The sequence below is a fragment of the Ralstonia sp. 22111 genome (genome assembly GCF_052045895.1).
GTDB classification, from domain to species: domain Bacteria; phylum Pseudomonadota; class Gammaproteobacteria; order Burkholderiales; family Burkholderiaceae; genus Ralstonia; species Ralstonia wenshanensis.
On sequence record NZ_JBQEPR010000002.1, the window covers coordinates 303,469 to 330,363 of the forward strand.

The 26,895-nt window shown below is 65.2% G+C and carries 24 protein-coding genes and 1 riboswitch; of the genes, 13 read left to right on the plus strand and 11 right to left on the minus strand.

The window, feature by feature from the left end:
• Positions 1–96: 96 nt before the first annotated feature.
• Positions 97–414: a cell division protein ZapA gene (locus ACTJK4_RS07725; protein ID WP_260801994.1), complete on the minus strand. Its 318-nt coding sequence runs from the start codon at positions 412–414 to the stop codon at positions 97–99.
• Positions 415–416: 2 nt separating this feature from the next.
• Positions 417–737, minus strand: a complete 321-nt coding sequence (locus tag ACTJK4_RS07730) for a hypothetical protein (protein WP_260801993.1) — start codon at positions 735–737, stop codon at positions 417–419.
• Between the two features lie 167 nt (positions 738–904).
• A riboswitch (cobalamin riboswitch) is annotated at positions 905–1,152 on the plus strand.
• A gap of 125 nt (positions 1,153–1,277) precedes the next feature.
• Here ACTJK4_RS07730 and ACTJK4_RS07735 point away from each other — a divergent pair.
• The 7 genes from ACTJK4_RS07735 to cobC are packed head-to-tail and all read left to right on the plus strand — an operon-like array spanning position 1,278 to position 8,020.
• A complete protein-coding gene (locus ACTJK4_RS07735; RefSeq protein WP_232040758.1) occupies positions 1,278–3,164 on the plus strand; it encodes a TonB-dependent receptor domain-containing protein in 1,887 nt (628 codons plus the stop codon).
• A complete protein-coding gene (locus tag ACTJK4_RS07740; RefSeq protein ID WP_316870017.1) occupies positions 3,161–4,180 on the plus strand; it encodes a FecCD family ABC transporter permease in 1,020 nt (339 codons plus the stop codon). The genes ACTJK4_RS07735 and ACTJK4_RS07740 overlap by 4 nt, the downstream gene beginning before the upstream one ends.
• Positions 4,177–5,016 carry an ABC transporter ATP-binding protein gene (locus ACTJK4_RS07745; protein ID WP_440817261.1) on the plus strand — a complete coding sequence of 280 codons (840 nt, stop codon included), beginning with the start codon at positions 4,177–4,179 and terminating at the stop codon, positions 5,014–5,016. The genes ACTJK4_RS07740 and ACTJK4_RS07745 overlap by 4 nt, the downstream gene beginning before the upstream one ends.
• A complete protein-coding gene (cobO, locus tag ACTJK4_RS07750; protein WP_440817265.1) occupies positions 5,006–5,626 on the plus strand; it encodes a cob(I)yrinic acid a,c-diamide adenosyltransferase in 621 nt (206 codons plus the stop codon). Before ACTJK4_RS07745 ends, cobO begins: the two co-directional genes overlap by 11 nt.
• Complete coding sequence (cobT, locus tag ACTJK4_RS07755) at positions 5,626–6,690, plus strand: nicotinate-nucleotide--dimethylbenzimidazole phosphoribosyltransferase (protein ID WP_440817268.1); 1,065 nt, start codon at positions 5,626–5,628, stop codon at positions 6,688–6,690. Before cobO ends, cobT begins: the two co-directional genes overlap by 1 nt.
• Positions 6,687–7,457 carry an adenosylcobinamide-GDP ribazoletransferase gene (locus ACTJK4_RS07760; RefSeq protein WP_440817270.1) on the plus strand — a complete coding sequence of 257 codons (771 nt, stop codon included), beginning with the start codon at positions 6,687–6,689 and terminating at the stop codon, positions 7,455–7,457. The genes cobT and ACTJK4_RS07760 overlap by 4 nt, the downstream gene beginning before the upstream one ends.
• Positions 7,442–8,020, plus strand: a complete 579-nt coding sequence (gene cobC, locus ACTJK4_RS07765; RefSeq protein WP_232040752.1) for an alpha-ribazole phosphatase — start codon at positions 7,442–7,444, stop codon at positions 8,018–8,020. Before ACTJK4_RS07760 ends, cobC begins: the two co-directional genes overlap by 16 nt.
• 13 nt (positions 8,021–8,033) lie before the next feature.
• Here the strand turns inward: cobC and ACTJK4_RS07770 are convergent, their stop codons facing one another.
• The 4 genes from ACTJK4_RS07770 to cobU are packed head-to-tail and all read right to left on the minus strand — an operon-like array spanning position 8,034 to position 11,561.
• On the minus strand, positions 8,034–8,990 hold the full coding sequence (locus tag ACTJK4_RS07770; RefSeq protein WP_260801985.1) for a cobalamin-binding protein: 957 nt from the start codon (positions 8,988–8,990) through the stop codon (positions 8,034–8,036).
• Between the two features lie 14 nt (positions 8,991–9,004).
• Entirely contained in the window at positions 9,005–10,012 is a 1,008-nt protein-coding gene (gene cobD / locus ACTJK4_RS07775; protein WP_440817274.1) for a threonine-phosphate decarboxylase CobD, read from the minus strand.
• Positions 10,009–10,989: an adenosylcobinamide-phosphate synthase CbiB gene (gene cbiB / locus ACTJK4_RS07780; protein WP_440817277.1), complete on the minus strand. Its 981-nt coding sequence runs from the start codon at positions 10,987–10,989 to the stop codon at positions 10,009–10,011. The genes cobD and cbiB overlap by 4 nt, the downstream gene beginning before the upstream one ends.
• Positions 10,986–11,561: a bifunctional adenosylcobinamide kinase/adenosylcobinamide-phosphate guanylyltransferase gene (gene cobU / locus ACTJK4_RS07785; RefSeq protein WP_232040748.1), complete on the minus strand. Its 576-nt coding sequence runs from the start codon at positions 11,559–11,561 to the stop codon at positions 10,986–10,988. Before cobU ends, cbiB begins: the two co-directional genes overlap by 4 nt.
• 61 nt (positions 11,562–11,622) lie before the next feature.
• Between cobU and ACTJK4_RS07790 the strand changes: the two genes are divergently transcribed.
• Positions 11,623–13,119 (plus strand): cobyric acid synthase, encoded by a 1,497-nt coding sequence (locus ACTJK4_RS07790; RefSeq protein WP_440817280.1) that lies wholly within the window; start codon positions 11,623–11,625, stop codon positions 13,117–13,119.
• 75 nt (positions 13,120–13,194) lie between these two features.
• The gene (locus tag ACTJK4_RS07795) at positions 13,195–13,860 is read left to right on the plus strand and encodes a ParA family protein (protein WP_232040746.1); all 666 of its coding nucleotides are present in this window, start codon (positions 13,195–13,197) and stop codon (positions 13,858–13,860) included.
• A 49-nt stretch (positions 13,861–13,909) separates the two neighbouring features.
• Here ACTJK4_RS07795 and panC read toward each other — a convergent pair whose 3' ends face one another.
• From panC to ACTJK4_RS07810, 3 genes are read right to left on the minus strand one after another with little or no spacing between them, the layout of a single operon-like run.
• Positions 13,910–14,761: a pantoate--beta-alanine ligase gene (gene panC / locus ACTJK4_RS07800; RefSeq protein WP_232040745.1), complete on the minus strand. Its 852-nt coding sequence runs from the start codon at positions 14,759–14,761 to the stop codon at positions 13,910–13,912.
• A 24-nt stretch (positions 14,762–14,785) separates the two neighbouring features.
• The gene (locus ACTJK4_RS07805) at positions 14,786–15,667 is read right to left on the minus strand and encodes a segregation and condensation protein A (RefSeq protein ID WP_232040744.1); all 882 of its coding nucleotides are present in this window, start codon (positions 15,665–15,667) and stop codon (positions 14,786–14,788) included.
• 39 nt (positions 15,668–15,706) lie between these two features.
• Positions 15,707–15,895, minus strand: coding sequence for a DUF3460 family protein (locus ACTJK4_RS07810; protein WP_024975037.1), 189 nt, complete (start codon positions 15,893–15,895; stop codon positions 15,707–15,709).
• A 237-nt stretch (positions 15,896–16,132) separates the two neighbouring features.
• On the opposite strand from ACTJK4_RS07810, the gene ACTJK4_RS07815 reads away from it, so the two are divergent.
• The 3 genes from ACTJK4_RS07815 (at position 16,133) to ACTJK4_RS07825 (ending at position 22,475) form a co-directional block, all read left to right on the plus strand.
• Positions 16,133–17,920 (plus strand): autotransporter assembly complex protein TamA, encoded by a 1,788-nt coding sequence (locus tag ACTJK4_RS07815; protein ID WP_440817284.1) that lies wholly within the window; start codon positions 16,133–16,135, stop codon positions 17,918–17,920.
• Positions 17,921–17,928: 8 nt separating this feature from the next.
• On the plus strand, positions 17,929–21,837 hold the full coding sequence (locus ACTJK4_RS07820; RefSeq protein ID WP_440817286.1) for a translocation/assembly module TamB domain-containing protein: 3,909 nt from the start codon (positions 17,929–17,931) through the stop codon (positions 21,835–21,837).
• 95 nt (positions 21,838–21,932) lie between these two features.
• Complete coding sequence (locus tag ACTJK4_RS07825) at positions 21,933–22,475, plus strand: hypothetical protein (protein WP_260801979.1); 543 nt, start codon at positions 21,933–21,935, stop codon at positions 22,473–22,475.
• 118 nt (positions 22,476–22,593) lie between these two features.
• Here ACTJK4_RS07825 and metG read toward each other — a convergent pair whose 3' ends face one another.
• On the minus strand, positions 22,594–24,663 hold the full coding sequence (gene metG, locus ACTJK4_RS07830) for a methionine--tRNA ligase (RefSeq protein WP_440817288.1): 2,070 nt from the start codon (positions 24,661–24,663) through the stop codon (positions 22,594–22,596).
• Between the two features lie 305 nt (positions 24,664–24,968).
• Complete coding sequence (locus ACTJK4_RS07835; RefSeq protein ID WP_232040740.1) at positions 24,969–25,598, minus strand: OmpA family protein; 630 nt, start codon at positions 25,596–25,598, stop codon at positions 24,969–24,971.
• 204 nt (positions 25,599–25,802) lie between these two features.
• Here ACTJK4_RS07835 and apbC point away from each other — a divergent pair, with 204 nt between their 5' ends.
• Entirely contained in the window at positions 25,803–26,891 is a 1,089-nt protein-coding gene (gene apbC / locus ACTJK4_RS07840) for an iron-sulfur cluster carrier protein ApbC (RefSeq protein WP_232043039.1), read from the plus strand.
• Positions 26,892–26,895 lie beyond the last annotated feature (4 nt).

The window sequence follows — 26,895 nt, forward strand, 5'->3', positions numbered from 1 at the left end:
GGGAGATCCCGGAAGCCATTGGGTGACACTATACACCCGTTCGCATCCGAACCCAAGCCCGGATGCGATCCGGTTACAAACACGGTTTGTATTGAGTCAAATGACGTCGCCGTACTGGCGCAGCGCCTCGTCCGTGCGGGCGTTCAGGTCGGCGAGCTTTGCGCGAATCGTGTCGATCGGCAGGGCGGAATCGGAGGCGGCCTGGCGTTGCATCGACAGCAAATCCGAGGCGATGCTGATGGCGGCCATCACGGCAACCCGCTCGATGCCCTTGGTGTTCGAGCCGTTCTTGATGCGGGTCATCTGGTTGTCGACCATGGCTGCGGCTTCACGCAGGGCCGCTTCGTTATCGACCGAGACAGCAAACTTGTAAGGCTGCCCGGCGATGTTCACTTCAATTTGCTTGCTGCTCATGCTTAGGTCTCCGAGTGCGGGGCGGGGGCGGCCGTTGTTTCTTCGGCGCCGGCGGCCTGGCCGAGGAGGTCAAGCTGGCGCGCGTCGGTGGCCGTGGGCAGCTTGTCGAGAATCGATTGGATGCGCAGTTGCGCTTCTTCGATCTTGGCATTGAGCACGCTGCGATCGGCGACCATCGCGTCGCGCTCGGTCTTGGAGGCCTCGGCTTCCGCCTGAAGCCGCTCGACTTCGGCGCGCAGGCGCTGGTTCTCGGCGGCTAGCGCATCGGCGTGACGCAGCACGCGCGCGATCTTGCCGGCAAGTTGTTCGAGTTCGTTCAGCATTGGGTGTCAATCAGAATCGAGTGGGGGGATTTTAGCCGATCATGCGCGTCGCGCCTGTCCTCCATACGGATGCGCAATATGCGGCGGAATGAGGCGACGCAGCCGGCACGGCGGGCGTAGGGTGTGTTTTTACCGCGAATGCGGCAAGTTTTACGCGCCTTTTCCGTTAAACTTCGCGGCGTCCTGGTGCCCGCAGCACCATCTGCAGTTAAACGGGAAGCAGGGAGCGCGCGCCCCAAGCGATGCGCCAACCTGCGCTGCCCCCGCAACGGTAAGCGAACGTCGCGTGCGCCCGCCATCTCGCAAAGAAGATGGGTGCCGCGCGGTCTGTCCATACGCCACTGTTCCCTCGGGAATGGGAAGGCGGACAGGCCGCTTCGCCAGCCCGGATACCGGCCAGGACGGTGGATCTCAGAGCCGATGTGCAACCCTGGAGGGAACCGCATCGAGATCCTGCTGCCAGCGACCCGCGGGGGAACGGGTCCGGCTGACGCTTCTTGTCTTTTCAACATGAGCTTGACTACAAAGCGGCCACTCCGGATGCCCCGGACGGCCATGCGCGCGCTTGCCGGCGCACTAACGGGGGTTATGGCAGGTGCAGTTGCGCCGGCCTGGGCACAAAGCAATACACAGGCAGCCAGCACGCCAGTGGGTGAACTGAACCCGACGGTGGTGACCGCCTCGCGCAGCGAGCAGCCCCTATCGGATGCGTTGCCCCATACCACGGTGATCTCGCGCGCCGACATTGAGCGCTCGCAGGCGCCGGATGCCGTGACGCTGCTGCGCCGCGAAGCCGGCATCGAGATCGCGCAGAGCGGTGGCCCCGGCTCCACCGCCAGCATCTTCATGCGTGGCGCCAGTTCCAACCAGACGCTGATTCTGATTGACGGTGTGCGCGTGAGTTCCGGAACCACGGGCAGCGCCCAGATCGACCAGCTGATGGCCGATCAGATCGATCACATCGAGATCGTGCGCGGAAACGTCTCTGCGCTGTACGGCTCGGACGCGATTGGCGGCGTGGTGCAAATCTTTACGCGCAGCGGCAAGGGACATCCGCCGCTGGCCAATGCGGAAATCGAGTACGGCGCGCGCAATACCAGGCGGGCGCAGGCGGGCATCGGCGGCTCGCTGGGCGAGCGGGGCGATACGTCGTTCGCGCTGTCGGTGTCGGAGTTCAAGACGAATGGCTTCTCCTCCATCAACCCGTTGCAGGCGCCGAACGCCAACCCGAACGACAACTACTACACGAACAAGAGCGTGTCGGCACAGTTGTCGCATCGGTTCTCGGCAGACTGGCAGGCCGGGCTGACCTACCTCCAGACCTGGGGCGATGTCAGCTACGACAGCGCCTTCGGCCAGCCTACCGACATCAACGTCGCGCACAACGTGGTGCGCTCGATGTCGGCCTACGTAGACGGTAAGGTGACGCAGGACTGGAAGACGCGTGTGACGCTGTCCCAAGGCGATGACCGCAGCTTGAACTACACGAACGGCGTGTTGCAGGTGCCGGCGCGTTTCAACACGCGCAACCAAACGGCGAGCTGGCAGAACGACTGGGCCTTCATGCCGAATCAGTTGCTCAAGGTGGGGCTGGAGCATCTGCAGACGAGCATCGACAGCGACGCCTACGACGTGCCCACGCGCAACGTCGATTCCGCCTACATCGGTTACGAAGGCAAGTTCGGTCCGCACCAGTTGCAGTTGAACGTGCGTCGCGACCGCTACTCGGACTTTGGCGGCGCCAACAGCTACTACGCCGGTTACGGCTTCGCGTTCAACCCGCAATGGAAGGCGGTGGCGAGCGTGAGCAACGCCTTCCGCGCGCCAAGCTTCAATGAACTGTACTACCCGTTCTTCGGCAACCCGAACGTGCAGCCCGAGAAGGCGCGCTCGGTGGAAGGCGGCGTGGAATACAGCAGCGCGATCGGCTTGGTGCGCATAACGGCGTTCGAGACGGACTACAGCAACCTGATCACGGCCGTATGCGATGCAGACTTCAATTGCTCCGCAGCCAACGTCAACCGCGCACGTGTGAACGGGCTCGAGACGTCGTATCGGGGTTCGATCTATGGCGTGGACCTGCGTGCGAGCTTTACCATGCAGAACCCGCAGGACTTGTCGGCCAACCGGCTGCTGTCGCGCCGTGCACGGCACTTTGGCAGCGTTTCGGCGTACAAGACGTTCGGACCGTTCTCTGCGGGTGTGGAGTGGAATGCGGCGGGCGATCGTCAGGATTCGACCAAGACACTCGGCGGCTATGGCCTGCTGAACCTGGTCGGCCGCTACCAGATCACGCCTGACTGGGCGGTGTCGGCACGTGTTGAAAACGTGACGAACAAGAACTACCAGTTGATCTATCCGTACAACACGGCATCGCGTGGGGTGTTCTTCACGCTGTCGTGGCAACAGCACGAACCGAAGCGATGACAACACCTGCACTGCCCGCACGCGGTTTTGCCTGGCGACTGTGGTTGCTGCTGGCGCTTGCGTGCGTGGTGGTGCTGGTGGCGTCATTGATGCTCGGCAGTGTGAAGCTGTCGCCCGCCGAGGTCTGGCGGGCCCTCTTTTTTGGCAATAGCGGTGGCGACAGCCTGGCTGCAGGCATCGTCACCGAATTGCGCCTGCCGCGTGCGGGCGCTGCGTTTGCTGCCGGCGGGCTGCTGGCCTTTGCCGGGGCGCTCATGCAGATGCTGCTGCGCAATCCGCTGGCCGATCCGTATGTGCTGGGCGTGTCCGGCGGCGGGGCCGTGGCGGCGCTCACGGCGATGTTGTTTTCGCTGCCGTGGTGGGCCGTGCAGACGAGTGCCGGCGCGGGAGCATTGCTGTCGATGGCGCTGGTGGCGGCGTTGGCGCGTCAGCACCTGTGGCGTGGCGAGCCCGGCGAGGCCAACGCGCGCTTGTTGCTCGGTGGCGTGGTCATGGCCTCCGGCTGGGTCGGCCTGATCACGCTTATCTTGACAGTGGCGCCCGAGAACAAGCTGCGCGGCATGATTTTCTGGATGGTCGGCGACTTGGGGGGCGCCGATCGTTACGCGGGCGCCTTGATGGCGCTCGTGGTGGCGGTGGCGGTGGTGCTGCCCCATGCGCGCGACCTGAACGTGCTGCTGACCGGCGAAACCCGTGCCCGTGCGCTGGGTGTGCCAGTAGCACGTGTGCGTGCGTTGATCTATGTGGTGGCTTCGCTATGCACGGCGGTGGCGGTAACCATTGCGGGCTCGGTCGCCTTTGTCGGCCTGCTGGTGCCGCACATGGTGCGCCTGGCGTGGACACGCGACGTGCGCATCCACCTGCCTGCCACGGCGATGGCTGGCGGCGGGCTGCTGATGCTGGCCGACCTGATCGCCCGAACGCTGATCGCCCCCACGCAACTGCCCGTGGGCGTGATCACCACCCTGCTGGGGGTGCCGACCTTTCTTTACTTGCTCATGCGGAGCGCGCGATGAGCTGGTGGCGCCGTCCACGTCCCGCAACGGACGCATGCGCGCAGTTGGATGCGGAGCCCGAACTTGCGCTGCGCGATCTGCGGGTGACCATCGATGGACGCGTGTTGATCGAGCGGTTGTCGATGACGGCCACGGCAGGCCAACTCTGGTGCGTGGTCGGACCGAACGGCGCGGGCAAGTCGACATGGCTTGCCGTGCTGGCTGGTTTGCGCTTGCCGGACGGCGGCAGCGTCACGCTCGACGGTGTGGCCCTTGCCGACTGGCCTGCACTGGCGATGGCCCGCCGCCGCGCGTTTCTGCCGCAGACCTTGCATGACACCTTTCCGATCACGGTGTACGACGCCGTGATGACCGGCCGCCACCCGCATCTCGCGCGCTGGGAGTGGGAGGGCGATGCGGATGCACGCGCTGTAGATGCCGCGGTGTCTGCGCTGCAGTTGCAGTCGCTGGCACAACGCGATGTGCGCACGCTTTCTGGCGGTGAACGTCAGCGCGTGGCGATGGCTGCCGTGGTGGCGCAAGAGGCGCGCGTGCTGCTGCTCGATGAGCCCGTTGCGCACCTCGATTTGCATCAGCAGGTTGCGGTGTTGCGCCTGTTGCGCGAAGGCTGCCGCAAACACGGCTGGTTGGTCGTGCTGACGGTGCATGACTTGAACCTCGCGCGCCGCTTCGCCACGCACGCGCTGCTGATCGACGGCGAAGGGCATACCACCGCCGGCATCGCTGCCGATGTGCTCACCCCCGAGCACTGCGCGCGCGTGCTGCGCACGCCAATTGCCGAGGTGGCCGACGGCCGCCGTACGGCCTTGATTCCCGATGACTCCGATGACGACTGAAGACAACAATGACGCGCTGAACGAGCGCCACCGCTCGCGCATGCAGCGCAAGAAGGCTGTAGTGGATGCCAAGATCGCCGCCGCCACCGACGTGCGCGGCGTGTTGCTTGTCAACACCGGCAACGGCAAGGGCAAATCCAGCTCCGGCTTTGGCATGGTGATCCGCGCCATGGGCCACGATATGCAGGTCGGCGTGGTGCAGTTCATCAAGGGCGCGATCCCAACGGGAGAGGAGCGTTTCCTGCGCCGGTTTCCCGAGCAATGCAGCTTCCACGTGATGGGCGAGGGCTACACGTGGGAAACGCAGGACCGCACGCGCGACATTGAAAAGGCGCAAGCCGCATGGGCGTGCGCGCGCGAGCTGTTGAACGATCCGACCGTCGGCCTCGTGCTGCTGGATGAACTGAACATTGCGCTCAAGTACCACTACCTTGACGTGCAGACGGTGCTGGCCGATTTGGGTGCGCGGCCGCCGGCGCAGCATGTGGTGATTACCGGGCGCGGTGCGCCGCCCGAATTGATCGACGCCGCAGATACCGTGACCGACATGACGCTCGTCAAGCATGCTTTTTCTCAAGGCATCCAGGCGCAGCCGGGAGTCGAGCTGTGATGAACCAAGTCATCCACATTCCACCATTTGATGATGCGCTGCGCGCGCGCCTGCAGGTCGCCGTAGACAGCAAGACCAAGCCGCTCGGCGCGCTGGGCCGGCTCGAATCGTTGGCCGTGCAGATCGGCCTGATCCAGAACACCGATACGCCGCAGCTCACGCGCCCTGCAATGGTGGTGTTTGCCGCCGACCACGGCATCGCCCATGCCGGAGTGAGCGCCTACCCGCAAGCGGTGACCGCCCAGATGGTGCTCAACTTCATCGCGGGTGGTGCGGCTGTCAATGTGTTCTGCCGCCAGCATGGGTTTGCATTGGAGGTGGTGAACGCCGGGGTCGCCACACCGTTGTGGACTGCGGATACGCCCGGCCTGGTCGACGCACCTGTCGGCCCCGGCACGCGCAACTTCGCCGACGAGGGTGCTACGCAAGCCGCCATGACCGCCGACGAACGCGACCGCGCCATGGCACTCGGCGCGCAACGCGTGGCACACCACGCGGCGCTCGGCACCAACGTGATCGCGCTGGGCGAAATGGGCATCGCCAACACGGCCTCTGCCGCGTGCCTGATGGCGCGGTTGTGCAATCTTCCGGTCGCGCAATGCGTTGGCCGCGGCACGGGGCTCGACGATGACGGCCTTGCCCACAAGCGTGCCGTCCTGGAGGCTGCAATGGCCAAGCATGCAGACGTACGTGAGCCGCTGGACGTGCTTGCGTGCTTCGGCGGCTTCGAGGTCGCGGCGATGGTGGGTGCGGTACTCGAGGCTGCGCAGCGGCGCATGGTCATCCTCGTCGACGGGTTCATTGCCACGGCCGCGGTCCTGGTGGCGGCGCAGGTGGCGCCCGACGTGCTGCGCTATTGCGTATTCGGGCATGTGTCAGACGAGCGTGGGCATCGCGCGCTGCTGGAGGTGCTCGATGCGCGGCCGCTGCTGTCGTTGTCGTTGCGGTTGGGAGAGGGCAGCGGTGCGGTGCTGGCGTATCCGGTGGTCGTGTCAGCCGTGGCGTTCCTGCGCGAGATGGCGACCTTCGCCAGCGCAGGCGTGAGCGGGCGTGCATCGCCATGAACGCCATGCGTGAACACTGGCAGGCGCTGTGGACGGCGGTCGGGTATTTCACCCGCATCCCCGTGCCGGCGTCGGTTGGGTTCTCGCAAGCGGGGTTGAATCGCGCGGCGCGCTACTTTCCGCTGATCGGGTGGTTGGTGGGCGCCGTGGCAGCCGCGGTGTATTGGCTCGTGTCACGCACGGTGCCCGCGCCCGGTGTGGCGGTAGCCGTGTCGATGGTGGCTACGCTGTTGTTGACCGGCGCGTTTCATGAGGACGGTCTGGCCGATTGCGCAGACGGCTTTGGTGGCGGCTACACGCCTGAAGACCGGCTGCGCATCATGCACGACTCGCGCATCGGCGCGTTCGGGGCGATTGCCGTGTGCATGGCGCTGCTGCTGAAGTGGCAATTGCTCAGCGCGATGGCGCCGCATGGCATGGGTATCCTCGTTGCAATGGTGGCTGCGCACGCTGCAAGCCGCGCGGCGGCCGTCAGCTACCTGCTCACCCACGACTACGTGCGCGCTGAAGGCAAGGCCAAGCCCGTTGCGCAACGCATGCGACGGAGCGATGCCTTGTGGGCCGGCGTGTTCGGCATCGCGCCTTTGCTGTGGTTTGGGCCGGTGTGCGCGGCGTTCATTGCTGGCGGGTTGTTCGTTGCGCGCTGGCTGCTGGGTCGATATTTCGTGCGCCGCATCGGTGGCATCACGGGCGATTGCCTGGGCATGGCGCAGCAGATTTTCGAGCTGCTGATCCTGTGGGGGTTGCTGGCATGGATGTCATCCTGATCCGCCACGCGCGGCCTGCCATGGCGGCCGGTCTCTGCTATGGCCGCACCGATCTGGATCTGGCTTTGCCGATGGACCCTGCGCCTTCAGCCATCGTCGAGAAGCTCAGCGCCCACACCCCACATCGCCTGTTGGCGAGTCCATTGCAGCGCAGCCGTCTGACGGCCGAAGCCTTAGCGCAAGCGGCACAGCTTCCCGCGATCGAGATCGATGTGCAATTGATGGAACTCGATTTCGGCGCCTGGGAAGGCTGCCAGTGGGATGACATCCCGCGCGCAGAAATCGACCAGTGGGCGCGTGATCTTGTGCACGGTAATCCGCATGGCGGAGAGTCGGCGGCGGATTTGCTGGCGCGCATGACGACCTGGGCCGAGGCAACAAGCGCGACGCCCGCGGCTTGCGTGTGGGCGGTGACGCATGCCGGCTGTATGCGTGCACTGGCGTCGCATTGGTTGCAGCGGCCGTTGGCCGAGACGCTGCAATGGCCGTTGCAATGGGGCGCAGCCTGCGGCTTTCGCGTGCAGCCTGACGCATTACCGGTGCTGCTGTTCTGGAACCGCTGACCGGCGGCGCGGTTCAGCGGCTCAACCCGTTGGTGGTTTGTGAACCGAGGCGCCGCATGCGGGCTTGCTCCAGGTCTTCGCACAACAGCGTTGCCGCTTCCACCAAGCGTGGTCCGAATCGGTTGATCAGGTCGCCATTGATGGTGAAGAGGTTGCCGCGCTGCACGGCCAGCAATTGCGGCCAACGCTTCCACGCGTCGAGCGTGTCGATCGGGCGGCTGCCTTGCGTGGCGCCCATGCTCGCGGTCAGCAGCACTTCGGGGTTCGCAGCGATGACGGCTTCGGGCGAAACGGTCGGCACCAGCAAGGGCTCGCCCGCAAACACATTGCGGCCGCCGCACAACGTCAGCATGTCAGAGAAGATGTGCTGGCCGTTGAGCGTCATCAGCGGCTGTTCCCATACCTGGTAGAACACCGAAACCGGCGGCCGGCTCGCGTAGCGCTGGCGCAATGCATCGGCGCGTTGGCGGAATTGCTGGGCCGCGTCGTGCGCGCTGGCACGGGTGTCGAGCAGCGTACCGAGTGCCTCGATCGAGCGCGGAATATCGCTCATGCGATGCGGCTCGGAGAAGAACAGCGGAATGCCCAGCGCACGCAGCCGGTCGATCTGCTTCTGCGCATTGCCGTGGCGCCAGACCACCACCAGATCGGGCTTGAGGGCGGCAATGCGCTCCAGATCGAGCGAGCGGTTATCTCCCACGTGAGGAATGTCGCGCGCAGGAGGCGGGTAGTCGCTGTAAGCCACGGTGCCGACGATGCGTGCGCCGCCGCCGGCCGCGAACAGCAGCTCGGTCGCATGCGGGGCGAGGCTGACGATGCGTTGAGCGGGGCGCTGCAGCGTAACCGTGGCACCGCTATCGTCTGTGACGGAAATGGCGGCAAGGGCCGGTGCGGCAGCGATCGTGAGCGCAATGGCGGAGAGGCCGCACGCAAGCACGCGACGGGTGAGACGAGAGAGGCAAGCGGGCATCGGGGGGGGGCAGGTCAAGCAGGGTGCGACAGCGATGCTAGCGCATTGGCAAGGCGTTGCCATCCAGTCTCATCCGGCGGCAAGCCGAAGCGCAGGCCGCTGACGGGTACATTGAACCGGCGGGTCCAGATGCCAAGGCGCGCCAAGCTTGCATGGAGGGCCGGTGCATGCGGCGCGCGTGCCCAGGCAAACAGCGGGGTGGCGGCATTTGGCAAGCCGTGGCGATCCAGCAACGCCGAGAGCCGCGCCCCCGCATGCTGCAGTTGCGTGCGCGTTGAAACTTGCCAAGCGGTATCGGCCAGCGCCGCACGTACCACAGCACGGGCGGGGCCGTTGACGGTCCAGTGCCCGAGCGCCTCGCGCAGCGCAGACACCAGCTCAGGCGCAGCCAGCGCGAAGCCGATGCGCGCGCCCGCCAGCCCGTAGAACTTGCCGATCGAGCGAAGCACGACGAGCCCCGGCACGCCAGCCAGGGGCGCCAATGTGGGGCCATCGTCGAACGCTTCGATGAATGCCTCGTCCACGATCAACGACCCGCCGCGCGCATGCAGGCGCGTGTGCCAATCGCGCAGGGTCTCTGCGGGCAGCACGCGTGCCGTCGGGTTGTTCGGGTTGACGACAACCAAGTGCCGCAGGTCGCTTGGCAGGTCACCGAGGAAGGCGGCTTCGGGCAGCGGCACGACGTCATGGCCGGCGCGCGCAAAGGCGGGCGCGTATTCGCTATAGCCGATCTGCGCGATGCCGGCACGCCCGCGCGGCAGCAGGGTCGGAAGGGTGCGGATTGCTGCTTGCGAACCTGCAACCGCCAGCACGGCCCGCGCGTCGATCACGCCGTAGTGCGCGGCGGCCTGCGCTTCGAGGCCATCGTCTTCGGGCAGGCGCAACCAGGCATCGGGTGGGATCGGCGGGATGGGGTAGCCGTGCGGGTTGATGCCTGTGGACAGGTCAAGCCAGCCGCCGGCAGGCTCTCCGTACTGCACGCGTGCGGCCGCGAGATTGCCACCGTGGACGATGGCGTTCACGACAGGCGCCACGCCAACGCTGCGATCAGCCCTAGTACGCCGAGCCACAACAACAACGTGCGCGACACGAGTGTCAATGCCCGCGCGATATCGGCTGCGGCCGCCATTTCTCCGGTGCCAAGCGAAGGGCGCGCTTCGTCCACGCCTTCGTAGCGCGCTGCGCCGCCGAGCTGAACGCGAAGGCTGCCTGCACCAGCAGCCATCACCGGGCCAGCGTTGGGGCTCGACCATTGCGGGGCTTGCGTGCGCCAGCAGCGCAGCGCATCGGCGGTGTGGCCGAGTAGCGCGTAGCTGATTGCAGTGAGTCGCGCGGGCATCCAGTTGAGCACATCGTCGATGCGGGCCGCCGCCCAGCCAAAGCCGGTAAAGCGCGCATTGCGGTAGCCCCACATTGCATCAAGCGTATTGGCCAGCCGATACAGCACGACGCCCGGGGCGCCTGCCACCACAAGCCAGAACAGCGGTGCGAAGACGGCATCGCTGCCGTTCTCCAACGCGGATTCCACGGCGGCGCGCGCGATGGGCTCATCGGTGGCTTGTGTGAGGTCACGCGAGACAATGCGCGAGGCGAGGGCGCGTGCACGCGGCAGATCCGCATCGCGCAGCGCAAGCGCGATCGGCGCGATGTGGTCATGCAGGCTACGCGCGCCGATGGCGAAATAGAGCGCGATGGCATCAAGCGCTGCCACCGGCCACGGTGACACATCACGCGCAATGACGACGAGCCATCCCGCCAGCAGCACAAACGGCAAAACGGCGACTGCCCATGCAACGAGACCGACGACGCGCGACCACGCTACCGCAGCAGGTACGCGGTTCATACCGTGTTCAATCGCTGTTGCGATGCGTCCGAAGCCGACCAGCGGATGCCAGCGCGGCACCTCGCCGAACAGCCGGTCGAGCAGCACGCCCGCGAGCGCGGCCAGCGTCACGAGCGCCCATCCGAGATCGAATACGCCGCCCGACGACACGCTCACGTTGCAGCGCCGGGTGCCGGCCCTTTCACCACCATCGGAATGCCGGCCACCAGCAGATGTACGTTGTCGGCCAGCGCGGCGAGGCGTTGGTTCAGCCGGCCAAGCTCGTCCACGTAGAAGCGCGTGACGGCGCCCATCGGCACTACGCCCAGTCCGATTTCGTTGCTGACAAGGATGACCTCACCGGGCAGCAGCGGCAGGGCGGTAAGGAGCGCATCGATCTCGGCCGTCCAGGCCGCGGGCGGCGTGACGAGGCCTGTTTCGGGGTATTCGTGATGCTCAGAGAAGAGCAGATTGTTGAGCCACAGCGTCATGCAATCGACCAGCACGCAGCCACCGTGCTGCGCGTGCGTGTAGAGCGCTTCGGCCAGGCGCACGGGCTCTTCGACCAGCCCCCAGTTGGCCGGGCGTCGCGCGCGGTGGAGGGCCACGCGCAATTGCATCTCTTCATCGCCCTCGCCGGCGGTGGCGACGTACGTGACGGGGCCCGCGCATTGCAGCGCGAGCTGTTCGGCGTGATGGCTTTTGCCCGAGCGGGCACCCCCGAGAACGAGTGTGAGGCGGCGTGACATTCCGGCATTTTAGCGAGGGCGCGGCGGCCAAGCACGATAACGCCGATGCGATAATCCGCGCATGTCGAAAGCTCCATTTCCTGTGCCGCCAGACTCGCTTCGGGGCACGCTGATGATCCAGGGCACCACGTCCGATGCTGGCAAGAGCACGTTGGTGGCCGGCTTGTGCCGCGTTGCGCATCGTGCGGGTGCGCGCGTGGCGCCGTTCAAGCCGCAGAACATGGCACTCAACAGCGCCGTCACCGCAGACGGTGGCGAGATCGGCCGCGCCCAGGCGTTGCAGGCGCAGGCGGCGGGCGTTGCCCCCACGGTCGACATGAACCCCGTGCTGCTCAAGCCCAACAGCGACACCGGCGCGCAGATCATCATCCACGGTCAGCCGCGGTGCGACCTCGATGCCCGCGCGTATCACGACTACAAGCCCACCGCCATGGCTGCCGTGCTCGAATCGCACACGCGGCTGCGCGCGCGTTACGACCTCGTGCTCGTAGAGGGTGCGGGCAGCCCGGCGGAGGTCAACCTGCGCGACAGGGACATCGCCAACATGGGGTTTGCCGAAGCCGTCGATTGCCCCGTCGTGCTCGTCGCTGACATCGATCGCGGTGGCGTGTTCGCGCACCTTGTCGGCACGCTCGCCTGCCTGTCTGACAGCGAACGTGCGCGCGTGGGCGGGTTCATCATCAACCGGTTTCGCGGCGATATTTCTCTGCTCACGCCCGGGCTCGACTGGCTGACCGCGCAGACGGGCAAGCCGGTGTTGGGTGTGCTGCCGTATCTGCACGGCCTTCACCTCGACGCAGAAGACGCGGTGCAGACGGCGCAGCACACAGCCTCAGCCGATGCGCTACGCGTTGCTATTCCGGTGTTGCCGCGTGTGTCCAACCACACCGATTTCGACGCGCTGCGTGCGCACCCGCAGGTGGATGTCCGCCTGGTCGGGCCAGGCCAGCCGGTTCCGCCCGCCGACCTCATCATCCTGCCCGGCAGCAAGAGCGTGCAGGCCGATCTCGCCTGGCTGCGTGCCAATGGCTGGGAGGCGGCCATCGCGCGGCATCTGCGCTACGGCGGCAAGCTGATCGGCATCTGCGGCGGCATGCAGATGCTGGGGCGGCGCTTGCATGATCCGCACGGGCTGGAAGGCGCAGCTGGCAGCATCGAGGGTTTCGGCTATCTGGATTTCGAGACGACGCTGGAGGCTGCCAAGCAGTTGCGTCAGGTGCGTGGCTCCTTGGCGGAAAGCGGTGCGGCCATCGCCGGCTACGAAATCCACATGGGCGTGACCGAGGGGGCGGCGCTCACGCGCCCCGCCGTGCATCTCGACGATGGCCGCACAGATGGCGCGATCTCCGCCGACGGGCAAATCCTCGCGACTTACCTGCACGGCTTGTTCGACGCGCCCGAGGCGTGCCGAGCGTTGCTTGCCTGGGCCGGCGTGCGCCATGCGCAGGCGCAGGACTACGCCGCATTGCGCGAGGCATCGCTCGAGCGCCTTGCCGACACGTGCGAAGCGCATCTGGACCTCGCCACGCTGTTCCGAACGCTGCGACGTGCAGGGTGAGCCATAATTACCGGATGGACAGATCCGCTGGGTGACTAACTCGGCACATGATTCGACGAGCGCAAGGAGGCAGGCATGCCGGTGGCCGTTGTAGCGAATCCGAAGGGCGGGGTGGGCAAAAGCACGCTGGCCACCAATCTGGCCGGCTACTTTGCGGCGCGGGATCATGCCGTGATGCTGGGCGACACCGATCGCCAGCAGTCCTCACGCGAATGGCTCGCGTTGCGCCCCGAAACCGCCAAGCCCATCCGCACGTGGGAAATCAACGCCGACCACATCGCCAAGCCGCCCAAGGGTACGACGCACGTGGTGCTCGACACGCCGGCGGGTCTCCACGGCTGGCGCCTGGGGGATCTCGTCAAGATGTCCGGTTACGTGATCGTGCCGTTGCAGCCTTCCATGTTCGACATCCTTGCCACGCAGACCTTCCTGCGCAAACTGGCCGATGAAAAACCCGTGCGTCATGGCGAGGTCAAGTTGGGTGTGGTCGGCATGCGCGTGGATATGCGCACGCGTGCCGCGGAACAGCTCCAGCGTTTCGTGCAGGGGCTGGACGTACCTATCCTCGGCTATCTGCGGGATACCCAGAACTACGTCCAGCTCGCCGCGCATGGCCTGACGCTGTGGGACGTGGCGCCCTCGCGCGTGGCCAAGGACGTGGAGCAGTGGAGCGGCATTCTCGACTGGTTGGGGGAAGCGCCTACGCAGGCGAGCGCTACCGACACGTCGGCGGCGGCATGAAAAAAAGCCCGGCACTGCCGGGCTTTTTCGTGGGACGAGGCTGCGTCGCTCAGATTTCGAGGTTATCGATCAGGCGCGTCTTGCCGAGCTTCGCGGCGGTCAGCACGACCAGCGGTTCGCCTGCAGCGATGTTCTCGGGCGTCGGTTTCTGCAGGTCGGAACGGCGGCGCACGGCCACGTAGTCGGGCTGCCAGCCGCGGCCACGCAGATACTCCATCGCCTTGGTGGTCACCTCTTCGTGCGAAGCCTGGCCTTGCAGCACGGTTTCCAGCACGTCCTGACGGACCTGATGCAGCGTGCGGTACAGCTCGGGGGCTTCTGCGCGCTCTTCGTTGGTCAGGTAGACGTTGCGCGACGACAGCGCCAGGCCGTCATCCGCGCGCACCGTTTCGGCGGGGATGATATCGACCGGCAACGCAAACTGATGCGCCATGCGGCGCACGATCATCAACTGCTGGTAATCCTTCTTGCCGAACACGGCCACGCGGGGTTGCACGCAGCAGAACAGCTTCATCACCACCGTGCACACGCCTTTGAAGAAGCCGGGGCGGAATTCGCCTTCCAGCGTGTCGCCCAGGTCGTGCGGCGGCTCGACGCGGTACTCCTGCGGCTCGGGGTACATGTCGCGCTCGGTGGGCGCAAACAGCACGTACACGCCTTCCTTCTGCAGTTTCTCGATGTCGTCCTGCAGCGTGCGCGGGTACTTGTCGAAATCTTCGTTCGGGCCGAATTGCAGACGGTTCACGAAGATGGACGCCACGACCGGATCGCCGTGCTGGCGTGCCAGGCGCATCAGGCTCAGGTGGCCCTCATGCAGGTTGCCCATGGTCGGCACGAAGGCGACGCGGTTCTGGCCGCGCAGCTGATCGCGCAGTTCCTGGATCGACGAGATGACTTTCATTCGCTTTGGTGGTGATCCGACCGATTACGTCGGAGAGTAGGCAAGGCGCACGTAGATGGGTGCGTACGGTTCGGCCTGCGTGATTTCGAGCAGCGATTCGCGCGAAAGCTCGAGCATGGCGACAAAGTTGACGACCACGATGGGTGCGCCCTTGCCGGACTGGATCGCTTCTTCGAACAGCTCGGTGAACTCCATGAACCGCGCGTGCTGCAGGCGGCGCAGGATCTGGCTCATGTGTTCGCGCACGGACAGCTCTTCGCGCGAGATCTTGTGGTGCTGCGTGAGCTTGGCCCGGCGCAGGACGTCTGCCCAGGCGACACGCAGGTCGTCGGAATTGACGTCGGGGTAGCGCGGCGCGAGGCTCTGCTCGATATAGACCTGTGCGCGCAGGAAATCGCGGCCCAGTTGCGGCACGGTGTCGAGCTTCTGCGCCGCGAGCTTCATCTGCTCGTACTCGAGCAGGCGGCGCACCAGTTCGGCGCGCGGGTCTTCGGGCTCAACGCCTTCGTCGGTCTTCTTGACCGGCAGCAGCATGCGCGACTTGATCTCGATGAGCATGGCCGCCATCAGCAGGTATTCTGCAGCCAGCTCAAGGTTGGTCGTGCGGATCTGCTCGATGTACGCCAGATACTGCCGCGTGACCTGCGCCAGCGGAATGTCCAGCACATTGAAGTTCTGGCGCCGGATCAGGTACAGCAGCAAGTCCAGCGGCCCTTCAAACGCTTCGAGAAAGACCTCGAGCGCGTCGGGCGGGATGTAGAGATCTTGCGGGAGCTTGAACAGCGGCTCGCCGTAAAGCCGCGCAAAGGCGAGGCCGTCGACCTGCGCGGGCGTGGAATCCTGATCGGGCGCCACGCTGGGCAGCTCGACGGGCAGTGGCAGCTTGTCCTGCGCGGAAGTGGTCATGCGGCGGTGAGCCTGGCGGGCCGAGGGCCGGTTGGCCGATCAGTCCAGCGAGTAGACGTACGGCTTTTGCGGCACGCGGGCAGACTTGGCGCGGGCGCGCTCTTCCAGGTCGATCGGGTCCTTGTCCCACAGCAGGGACCGGCCTTGGCGCTGCTGCGCTTCCAGGTCGGGCTTCTGGGTCTTGAGTTCTTCCAGGAACTGGGTGATCTCGGACTTGTACAGGGCCATGGCGGTATGTGATGTTGGGTGATCTTGCCCGCGCGGAAAGGTCCCGGGCGGAAAACCGGCGCATTTTACCGTATTGGCTGTCCTAACGGCCTTGGGCACGGCACGTGCGAAACCCCTCGGGCCGATCCGGAAGGCCGCATTCGTTGCATTTGCCTCGGCACCCGCCGGGCCCGGTATGGTCAAATACGCCTTTCCTTCGATTCAGCCGACCCGTGGGGCGGCGCCACGCTTGCCACGATGACCGGCTCCAATCGACCATCGCGACCGTCACGACCACCACGCTTTCGTTTTCTGGGTTTGCCCGCCGCCGCGCTGGCGGCCGGCTTTGCGCTGTCCCTCGCCTGGGCCCCGGCGCACGCTGAATACGACGTCAAGATCGATGCGCCGAAGTCCATCCGCGACTTGCTCGAGCGCCATCTGGACCTGTCGCGTTACAAAGACCGCAAGGACATCACCGACGATCAGCTCCAATACATGGTCGAGACCATTGGCGACCAGGTCACCAAGCTGACGGCCACCGAAGGCTATTTCGTGCCCAAGGCGACCGCGAAGCTGGACGGCCCGCCGGACCACCGTGTAGTCAATGTGAAGGTCGAGCCCGGCCCGCGTACCACCATCGACACCGTGGCGCTCGACTTTACCGGGGCCATCATGCAAGACGCCAAGCGCATCGACGAATTGAAAAAATCGTGGAGCCTGCAGCACGGCATGGCCTTCCGCCAGTCGGGCTGGGATAAGGCCAAGGACGACGGTCTGGCCGCTCTGCAGAGCAAACGTTATTACGCGGCCAAGCAGACGTCGTCGCAGGCACGTGTGGATCCGGACGAAAGCAAGGCGGACCTGTCGGTCGGCTATGACAGCGGTCCGGCCTACACGCTGGGGCCGCTGGAAGTGCAGGGCTTGTCGCGCTACCCGCTCAGCATCATCAACCACGTGAATCCGCTGCGCGTGGGTGAAGACTACTCAGCCGATCGGCTGCAATCGTTGCAGGCTGCCATCCAGGGGCAGCCGTATTTCTCCAATGCCATCGTTGACCTGGGTGACGATCCGAAGAACCCGGTCAACGCGCCGGTGCGCGTGCGCGTGCGGGAGTACCCGCCCAACCGCATCACCAGTGGTGTGGGTTACGGCACGGACACGGGCGCCTCGGTGGAAGGGCGCTATCAATATCTGAATCTGTTCAGCAAGGCATGGGTGCTCGATACGCAGGCCCGCATCGAACAGCGCCGTCAGTACCTGTTTGCCGGCGTGACCGTGCCGCCCGACGACAAGCAATACGTCAACAGTCTCTACACCAGCATGGACCGCACCGACACGTCGGGCACCGACACGCGCAGCTATCGTTCCGGCTTCAAGCAGACGCGCGTACGCGGCATCTATGAGACGTCGTTCACCGTTGATTTCTACTACGACGATCTGCGCCCCGATGGTGCCGAGCGGCAGTTGAGCAAAGCCCTTGTCCCGGGGTTCGCCTGGACGCGCCGCGACGTGGACGACCCGCTGTTCCCGCGTCGCGGCAACATCATCACCACGCAGATCGGCGCGGCAGTCAAGGGCGTGCTGACGGACCAATCGTTCGTGCGGTCGTACAGCCGCATCCGCCAGTTCGTGCCTGTGGGGCAGCGCGATATCTTCGTCGCGCGTGGCGAGCTGGGCGCGGTCATCACATCCGGTTCCGGCGATGGCGTGCCGGCCACGCTGCGCTTCCGCACGGGCGGCACGCAGTCGGTGCGCGGTTACGATTTCCAGAGCATCGGTAACGACGTCAACGGCAGCACGTTGCCGGCCAAGTTCCTCGTCACCGGCGGGGTGGAGTATCAACGCTGGTTCCTCCCGCAATGGGGCGCCGCCGTGTTCTGGGATACCGGCACCGCCACCGACAACTGGTCGGAGCGTCGCTGGTTCAACGGTGTGGGTGTCGGCGTACGTTGGAAGAGCCCGGTCGGACCGATCCAGCTCGACATGGCCTATGGCATCCAGCAGAAGCAGTTCCGGCCGAGCGTGTCGCTGGGCATCGCGTTCTGAACATGACGATGACCGATCCGCAAACGCCTGAACCGAAGCAACCCAAAACACCGCGCCCCGAGCGTCCACAGCGCGGCTTGGGCCGCCGCACGCTGCGCTGGTTCGGCGTGTTCATCGCCCTTCTGCTGGCGATTGTGCTGGCACTCGCCGGTTGGCTGGTTTGGGCCATCCATTCGCAATCGGGCACGGCGCAGTTGTGGTCGCTCGCTACGCGCTTTGGCAACGCTTATGTGTCGGGCAAGCTGGAAGGCGGCACGGTGCGCGAGGGCCTGTCGCTGCGCGATCTGCACGTGCGCGCCGGCAGCACGGAAGTGCGCATTGACCATGTGGAGGGCCGCTGGGCCATCACGCGTGGCCCGTGGCATGCGCACTTCGCGTATCTCCGTGCCGGCAATGTCGAGGTGATCCTGCATCCGACGCCGCCCACACCGCCGAGTGGTCCGCCCAATTCGCTGGTGCTGCCGCTGGCACTGGATGTGGACCGCCTCGCCGTCGAGCGGCTTGCCATCAGGCAGGGCACGTCGACCACCGAACTGAAATCGATTGCCGGCAGCCTGCACACCGACGGCACGCATCACAACGTGCTGCTCGACGGTATGGAGACGCCTGCCGGCAAGCTGGCCGCCACGCTGCGCATGACCGGTACGCGCCCGTATCCACTCACCGGCGCCGCAACGCTGGCTACGCAGTTCGAGGTGAACGGGCAGAAGCAGGATGCGGCGGTGTCGGCGCAACTGTCGGGCTCGCTGGAGGCGTTGCATATCGAGGCGACCGGGACCGGCGCCAAGCTGACCGCACAGGCGCTGATCGATGCCACGCCGTTCGGCGCGTTGCCCTTGTCGCGCGCTGTCGTATCGGCGGAGCATGTGAATCCGCGTGCGTTTGCGCCGGGCGCGCCAGAAGCATCGTTGTCGATCCACGCCGATCTGCGCCCAGATGAGAAGGCCAAGACGCTGACGGTGGCCGGCCCCATCCAGATCGACAACGCACAGCCCGGCACGCTCGACAAACAGAAGCTGCCGCTGCAATCGCTGCGTGCTCAGGTGCGGCTGAACGAAAACGATCAGCAACTCACCGGTCTGGATGTGAGGCTGCTGGGCGGCGCAGTGCTCACGGGCGGCGCCGATGTGCAGAAGGGGCATGGCGCACTCCACGTGGATGTGCGGCAGCTCGATCTGCAGGCTCTGCACGCATCGCTGGAGAAGACGAAACTCGCTGGCCCCATCACCGTGGATTTTGCGGGCGGCACGCAGCGTGTGGCGCTTGATCTGGCGGGCGGCGACATGCGTGCGCAAGCGAACGCCGTGCTCGATGCGGCGCAAATTGCGGTGGAGCGCGCCCAGGTGTCGTTGGGGCGCTCGCGCCTGACGCTTGCGGGCACACTCAAGCACGACGATGCGCAGTCGTTCGCCTTCAAGGGCAACCTGGCGGAGTTCGATCCGTCGCGGCTGGCCAAGGTGGCCAAGGGCCGCATCAATGCCGAGTTCGACGCGCGCGGCACGCTCGGCGAGCCGATCGACGCCGCCATCAAGTTTGCGGTGCGCGATAGCGATTACGCCGGCTTGCCGATGACCGGCGACGGCAACGTCCACGTGCGCGGCGAACGCCTGCTGCCCAGTGACGCCAAGCTCGACGTGGCCGGCAACAAGGCGAGCCTGCGGGGCAGCTTTGGCGGGGCGGGCGACCGCATGCATGTCGACGTCGATGCGCCGCAGCTCGCACGCTTGCAGCTTGGGGTGAGTGGGGCGCTGACCTTGTCTGGCGATGTCTCCGGCACGATCAAGCGCCCGCAGGTAGACGCGACCTTCCGCGCGAGCCAACTGGCTTATCAGGGAAACAAGGTCGACACCGCCAACGGCCGCGCGCAGATCCGCGACGGGATCGACGGGCCATTGCAGTTCGAACTGACCGCGCAACGTGTGACGGGTCCGAGCCTGTCGTTGCGAGAAGTGCATGCCACGCTGGACGGCACGCGGCGCGCCCACCGCTTCCGCGCCGACGCTGACGGCAACGTACGCAATCAGCCGTTCAAGTTCGCGCTGGCAGGCGACGGTGCGCTCACACCCGGCAAGGACGGCGATGGGTGGGACGGCACGATCTCCACGTTGTCGGCCCAGGGTGCGCCCAACCTGCAACTCACGGCGCCTGTGAAGCTGTCGGTGGCACCGGGCCGCCTGATGATGGGCCGCGCAGACCTGACGCTGGACCAGACGCCCATCCACATCGAGCGTGTCGAATCGACCCAGGGCCACGTGCGCAGCGCCGGCCGCTTCGATGGTTTACAGATCGCGCGGGTGCTGGAGCTGGTGCGCACCTGGACGGGCCAGGCTCCGCCGGTACGCACGGATCTTGTCGTCGATGGCCAATGGGATCTTGACCTCGGAAACACGGCCACCGGCACGGCGCGCATCGCCCGGCGCAGCGGCGATCTGTCGATCAACGCCGGCCGTGGTTTCACGCCGCTGGGGCTGACCGAAGCGACCGTGGAAGCGCGCGGCGAAGGCATGCGCCTGGGGCTGCGCGGCAACGTGCAGTCGACGCGCGTCGGCAACGTTTACCTCGATGCGGGTGTCGGGCTTGTGCGTGATCCGGGGCCTGGCACCTTGGCGCTCATGGCGCCCTCGTCGCCGCTCTCCGGCGGTTTGACGATCAGCCTGCCGCAACTCAAGAGCATTGGGGACCTGCTTGGGCCGGACGTCGCAACGGACGGGCAGCTTGCGGCCAGCCTGACGTTCGCCGGTACGGTGGGCGCGCCCAAGGTGAGCGGCTTCCTGACCGGCCAGGACGTTGACGTGGCGCTGTACGACCAGGGCATCCGCCTGACCAAGGGCGTGGTGCGCGTGGCGCTCGACCAGAACGTGGTTGACCTGCAAGAGGTGGTGTTTCACGGCGGTGACGGCACGGTGCGGGCGCAGGGCCGCGTGCAGCTTGGCGAGGCGAACCCGAACCTGGCAGGCTCCATCGTTGCCGACAAGCTGCAGCTCTTTGCCGATCCGGACCGCACGCTGGTGCTGTCGGGGCAGGCCCGCATTGCCAACGACAACGACCGCGTGGCCATCACCGGCAAGTTCAAGGTCGACCGCGGCCTGTTCGATTTGCCAAAGGACGGCGCGCCGTCGCTCGGCGACGACGTGGTCATCGTCCGTCGTGCCGATGCAGCACGCAACCAGGCCGAACGTGGCGTCAAGCGGGAAGAAAAGCCGGCTGGCCGCTTCAGCCCGGTCGTGGATGTTGATGTCGATTTTGGCGACAACTTCCGCTTCAAGGGTGCCGGTGCAGACCTGTCACTCGGCGGCCAGATGCACGTGCACAGCGAACCGCTCGTGCCCCTGCGCGGCACCGGCACGATCTACGTGCGCGAGGGCAGCACGTACGAGGCGTTCGGCCGCAAGCTGGCCATCGAACGCGGCGTGCTGAACTTCGTGGGGCCGATCAACAACCCGTCGTTCAACATCACCGCCATGCGGCGTAACCAGGAAGTCGAAGCGGGCGTGCAGGTGACCGGCACGGTGCGCCAGCCGCGCGTCAAGCTTGTCTCCGAGCCCAATGTGCCCGATGAAGACAAGCTCTCCTGGTTGATGTTCGGCTATAGCGCATCAAACGCTGGCCTGGGCCAGCAGCAGGCGATGTCCGGCGCGGCACTTGGCCTGTTGGGCAACGTGGCTGGCAAGAACGTGGCGCGGCGCTTCGGGCTCGACGAGTTCTCCATTGGGCCGTCCACCGCTGGCCTGACCGATCCGCAGGTGGTGAGCCTGGGCAAGGCAATCTCGGAGCGCATCACCGTTGGCTACGAGCAGAGCCTGTCCACGGCCGATTCCATCGTCAAACTGACATGGCAGTTTTCGCGGCGGTGGTCGGTGGTGGCACGCGGCGGCACGATCAACGGCGCGTCGGTCCTGTTCAACAAGCGTTGGTAATCAGGTGGCCCGGCTGCCAGAATGGCGGCGGGTACATGTTTCACACGAGGAGTTCCATGCCGCATCTTCGTCAACTCGCACAAGTGGGAGTCACCATGGGCGTTCTGGCTTCATTGCTGGGGCTGTTCGGCTGTGATCAGCAGAAGGTCGACCAGGCTGTGGATCGTGTGGGCGATGCCGCCAAGCGGGCATGGCAATCGGCCAAGCCGGACAACCTGCTGTTCAAGGGCATCGTGGCGGGGCAATCCACCGAGGACGATGTCAGGGCCACCGCCGGCCAGCCCGAGATGATCTGGGAGAACGAAGGTGGCACGCGGCAACTGGAGTATCCCCGCGGGCCGGAAGGGACTTCAACGTGGATGGTGACGATCGGGCCTGACGGGCATGTGCAGAAGATCGAGCAGGTGTTGACCGCCGAGAATTTTGGACGCGTACGTGTGGGGCAGAGCAAGGACGATATCCGCCGCATGCTCGGCAAACCTGGGAAGGTCGAGGTGTTTAAGCTGAAGCAGGAAGAGGTTTGGGGGTATCGGTGGATGGAAAGCGCGACTGAACGGGCTTTCTTCAATGTGCACTTTGGGGCGGATGGGCGTGTTACGACGACTTCGCGTAGTGATGATCGGTTGAATGGGGGGTAGGGGTTTTTGTTGTTTGGGTTTTTGGCTCTGGATTTTTTTGTGGTGCATCCCCCGTGTCGTACCCTGCCGGGACCGAAAGGGAGGTGGACCACTAAGCCCAACTCCCCATCAAACCAAATCAACGCACCCGCATCCCCGGCACCGCCCCAGCATGCGGCTCAAGAATATAGAGCCCCGGCTGAGCCTTCTCATCGGCAGCCGAAGCCGCCAACACCATCCCCTCCGACATCCCAAACTTCATCTTGCGCGGTGCGAGGTTGGCCACCATCACGGTCAGCTTGCCCACAAGATCTTCCGGCGCATATGCCGACTGGATGCCCGAAAACACGTTCCGCGTTTGTCCTTCGCCCACATCCAGCGTCAGCTGCAGCAGCTTGTTCGATCCTTCCACGCGCTGGCAGGCGACGATCTTGGCCACACGCAAGTCGATCTTGGCGAAGTCGTCGATGGTGATGGTCTCGGCCATCGGCTCGATCGCGGCAACACCGTTGGCGGCAGCAACCGGTGCTTCTGCGGTGGCCTGCAGCGACTGGCGATTGGCTTCCACCAGCGCATCCACCTGTTTCTTGTCCACGCGCGTCATCAGGTGCGAGTACGGCTGGATCGGCTTGTCCGACGAGAGTTGCGAATCGATCGATCGCCACGTCAGCGGCTCAACGTTGAGGAACGCTTCGATGCGCTCGACGGTGGTCGGCAGAATCGGCTTGAGATACACGGCCAGCAGGCGGAACGCTTCCAGCGCAACCGAGCACGCGGCATGCAGCTTTTCGCGGTTGGCTTCGTCTTTGGCCAGGTCCCACGGCTTTTCTGTGTCGACGAAGGCGTTGACGGCGTCGGCCAGCTCCATCACGGCGCGCAGCGCTTTGCTGTACTCGCGTTTTTCGTACAGATCGGCGATTTGCGGGGCGGCTTCGCGCAGCTGCACCATCAGCGGGTGGCCCAGTGCGGCGTCGCTTACGCGGCCTTCGAAGCGCTTGACCAGGAAGCCCGCCGACCGGCTGGCGATGTTGACGAACTTGCCCACCAAATCGCTGTTCACGCGGGCGATGAAATCGTCCAGGTTCAGGTCCAGGTCTTCCATCGTCGCGTTCAGCTTGGCGGCGAAGTAGTAGCGCAGCCATTCCGGGTTCAGGCCGGTGTCGATGTAGCTCTGTGCCGTGATGAACGTGCCGCGCGACTTGCTCATCTTGGCGCCGTCCACGGTCAGGAAGCCGTGGGCGAACACGTTGGTCGGCGTGCGGTGGCCCGAGAACTTGAGCATCGCCGGCCAGAACAGCGTGTGGAAATACAGGATGTCCTTGCCGATGAAGTGGTACTGCTCGGTGGTCGAGTGTTCGTTGATCCACGCGTCGAAATCAAGGCCGCGCTTAGCGCACAGGTTCTTGAAGCTGGCGTAGTAGCCGACCGGTGCATCGAGCCACACATAGAAGTATTTGCCCGGCGCGCCCGGAATCTCGAAGCCGAAGTACGGCGCGTCACGCGAGATGTCCCAGTCAGACAGTTTGGCCTCACCTTCGTCGCCAAGCCATTCGCGCATCTTGTTGGTGGCTTCGGGCTGGGCCAGGTCGGCCACCCATTCGCGCAGGAAATTTTCGCAGCGCGGGTCAGACAGCTTGAAGAAGTGGTGTTCCGACGACTTGCGCACTGGCGTTGCGCCCGACACCACGGAATACGGATTCTTCAGGTCGGTCGGCTGGTACGTCGCGCCGCAGACTTCGCAGGAATCGCCGTACTGGTCTTTCGCGCCGCACTTCGGGCATTCGCCCTTGATGAAGCGGTCCGGCAGGAACATCTCCTTGACCGGGTCGTAGAACTGCTCGACCTCGCGCACGTCGATCAGGCCAGCTTCCTTGAGCTTGAGGTAGACGCTCTGGCACAGCTCCTTGTTTTCATCGGAGTCGGTGCTGTAGTAGTTGTCGAACGAGACGAGGAAGTTGTCGAAGTCGCGCTTGTGTTCCGTCCAGACGCGTTCGATGAGCTGACGCGGGGTGAGGCCTTCCTTCTCGGCGCGCAGCATGACGGGCGTGCCGTGCGTATCGTCGGCGCCCACGTAATAGGTCTCATGCCCGCGCATGCGCTGGAAGCGCACCCAGATATCGGTCTGGATGTACTCGACCAGGTGGCCGATGTGAATCGGTCCGTTTGCGTAGGGCAGTGCGGAAGTGACGAGGATGCGACGTTCGGACATGGGCAGGCCAGAAAGGTGCGGGCGGGCCGCAAACAGGGCGCGGCGCGCGGAGAAACGCATATTTTAGCGCGCCCGGCGGCGGCAAGCCCGTCAGGGAGCAATCTGCGGAATCGCGGGTGTGATCGTGGGGTTGACCCATGCGTCACGATGCCGCGCATGGTGTGAGCCAAAAAAAAAGCGCCGGTCAGAGCCGGCGCAGCTTTCCACAACGGAAAAGGAGGAGAAATCAGGTACCGCCCGGGAGGTCAGCCACGCATCGCGAGCCAGCAACGTGTGGCAAGCGGCACCTGTTTTCTATGACAGGGTTAGCCCTGAATTGGTTTCAAATAAATTTCGACGCGGCGATTTTGAGCGCGGCCGGCCTCGGTCGCGTTGTCGGCAACGGGCTGGTTCTGGCCGCGGCCTTCAGCCGAGAGACGGTTGCGGGCCACGCCTCGGTCGGTCAGGTAGTTCGCCACGCTCTGGGCACGCTTTTGCGACAGCGTCATGTTGTAGTTGGGGTTGCCGGTGCTGTCCGTGTGGCCGACCACATTGGCGGCCAGTTCCGGATGTTGCGTGAGCGTTTGCGCCACGCTATCCAACGGGCCGCGGAACGACGGCTTGATCACCGCGCTGTCGGTATCGAACGAAACCTGGCTCGGAATATTCAGCTTGAGCGAGCCGTCGGGCTGCTCCGAAATTTGCGTGCCGGTGCCGGCCGTATCGCCAGCCAGCTTGGACTTGATGGCGCCCCAGTTGTAGCCGACGGCTGCACCGGTTGCCGCGCCCAGTGCACCGCCAATGGCGGCGCCCTTGCCGTTGCCGACCAGTGCGCCGATGCCAGCGCCCACGGCCGCGCCAACGCCGGTGCCCATGGCGGTCTGGTTCTGCTGCTCGGTGGCGCAGCCGGCGGCCAGCAGGGCGATCAGCGAGACGGAAATAAGCTTGGCTTTCATGGTTTCTCCTACGGGTAACGGGATCGGTTCTTGTGGGTTTGCCGATATCCGGCGCATCAGAGGGATATTGGGGAGAATCGGACGAACGACGCGCCGGCAAAATACAATAGCAAAACAGTAGATAGAGTGGCCAGGGCGCCGCAAAGTTCATGCCGCGTCACCGTTGGCCCGTCCCCCATTCGCATTAGATTTGTGGAGCAAATGTTGAGCGTAACCATCGAACAGATCACCGAAGCCCTGCGCGGCGTGGTGGATCCCAATACCGAGCGCGACCTCGTGTCGTCCAAATCGGCGCGCAACATTCGGGTCGACGGCGGCGAGGTGTCGCTCGATGTGGAACTCGGCTACCCCGCCAAGAGCCAATTCGAGCCGATCCGCAAGCTGGTCATCGGGGCGCTGCGCAAGGTGCAAGGTGTCGAGAATGTGAGCGTGCAGGTGTCGATGAAGATCGTCGCGCACGCGGTGCAACGCGGCGTGCACCTCATGCCGAATGTGAAGAACATCATCGCGGTGGCATCCGGCAAGGGCGGCGTGGGCAAGTCGACCACCGCCGTGAATCTGGCGCTCGCGCTGGCTGCGGAAGGCGCCAACGTCGGCATTCTTGACGCCGATATCTACGGCCCGAGCCAGCCGATGATGCTCGGCATCCAGGGCCAGCCCGAGTCGGCAGATGGCAAGACGATGGAGCCGATGGAGGGGCACGGCCTGCAGGCCAACTCGATCGGCTTCCTGATCGAGCAGGACAATCCGATGGTCTGGCGCGGCCCGATGGTGACCTCGGCGCTGGAACAACTGCTCAAGCAGACCAACTGGCGCGACCTGGATTACCTCATCGTCGACATGCCCCCGGGCACGGGCGATATCCAGCTCACGCTGTCGCAGAAGGTGCCTGTGACGGGCGCGGTGATCGTCACCACGCCGCAGGACATCGCGCTGCTCGACGCCAAGAAGGGTCTGAAGATGTTCGAGAAGGTGGGAATTCCCATCATCGGCGTGGTCGAGAACATGGCGGTCTATTGCTGCCCGAACTGCGGCCATACCGAGCACATTTTCGGCGCCGGCGGCGGCGAGAAGATGTGCGAACAATACGGCGTCCCGTTCCTGGGCAGCCTGCCGCTGAACTTGTCGATTCGCGAACAGGCCGATTCGGGCCGCCCGACCGTGGTGGCCGATCCCGACGGCGCAATTGCCGGCGTCTACAAGCAGATCGCGCGCCGCGTCGCCATTGCCGTGGCCGAGAAGGCGAAGGACATGACGAGCAAGTTCCCGTCGATCGTCGTGCAGAACACCTGAGCGA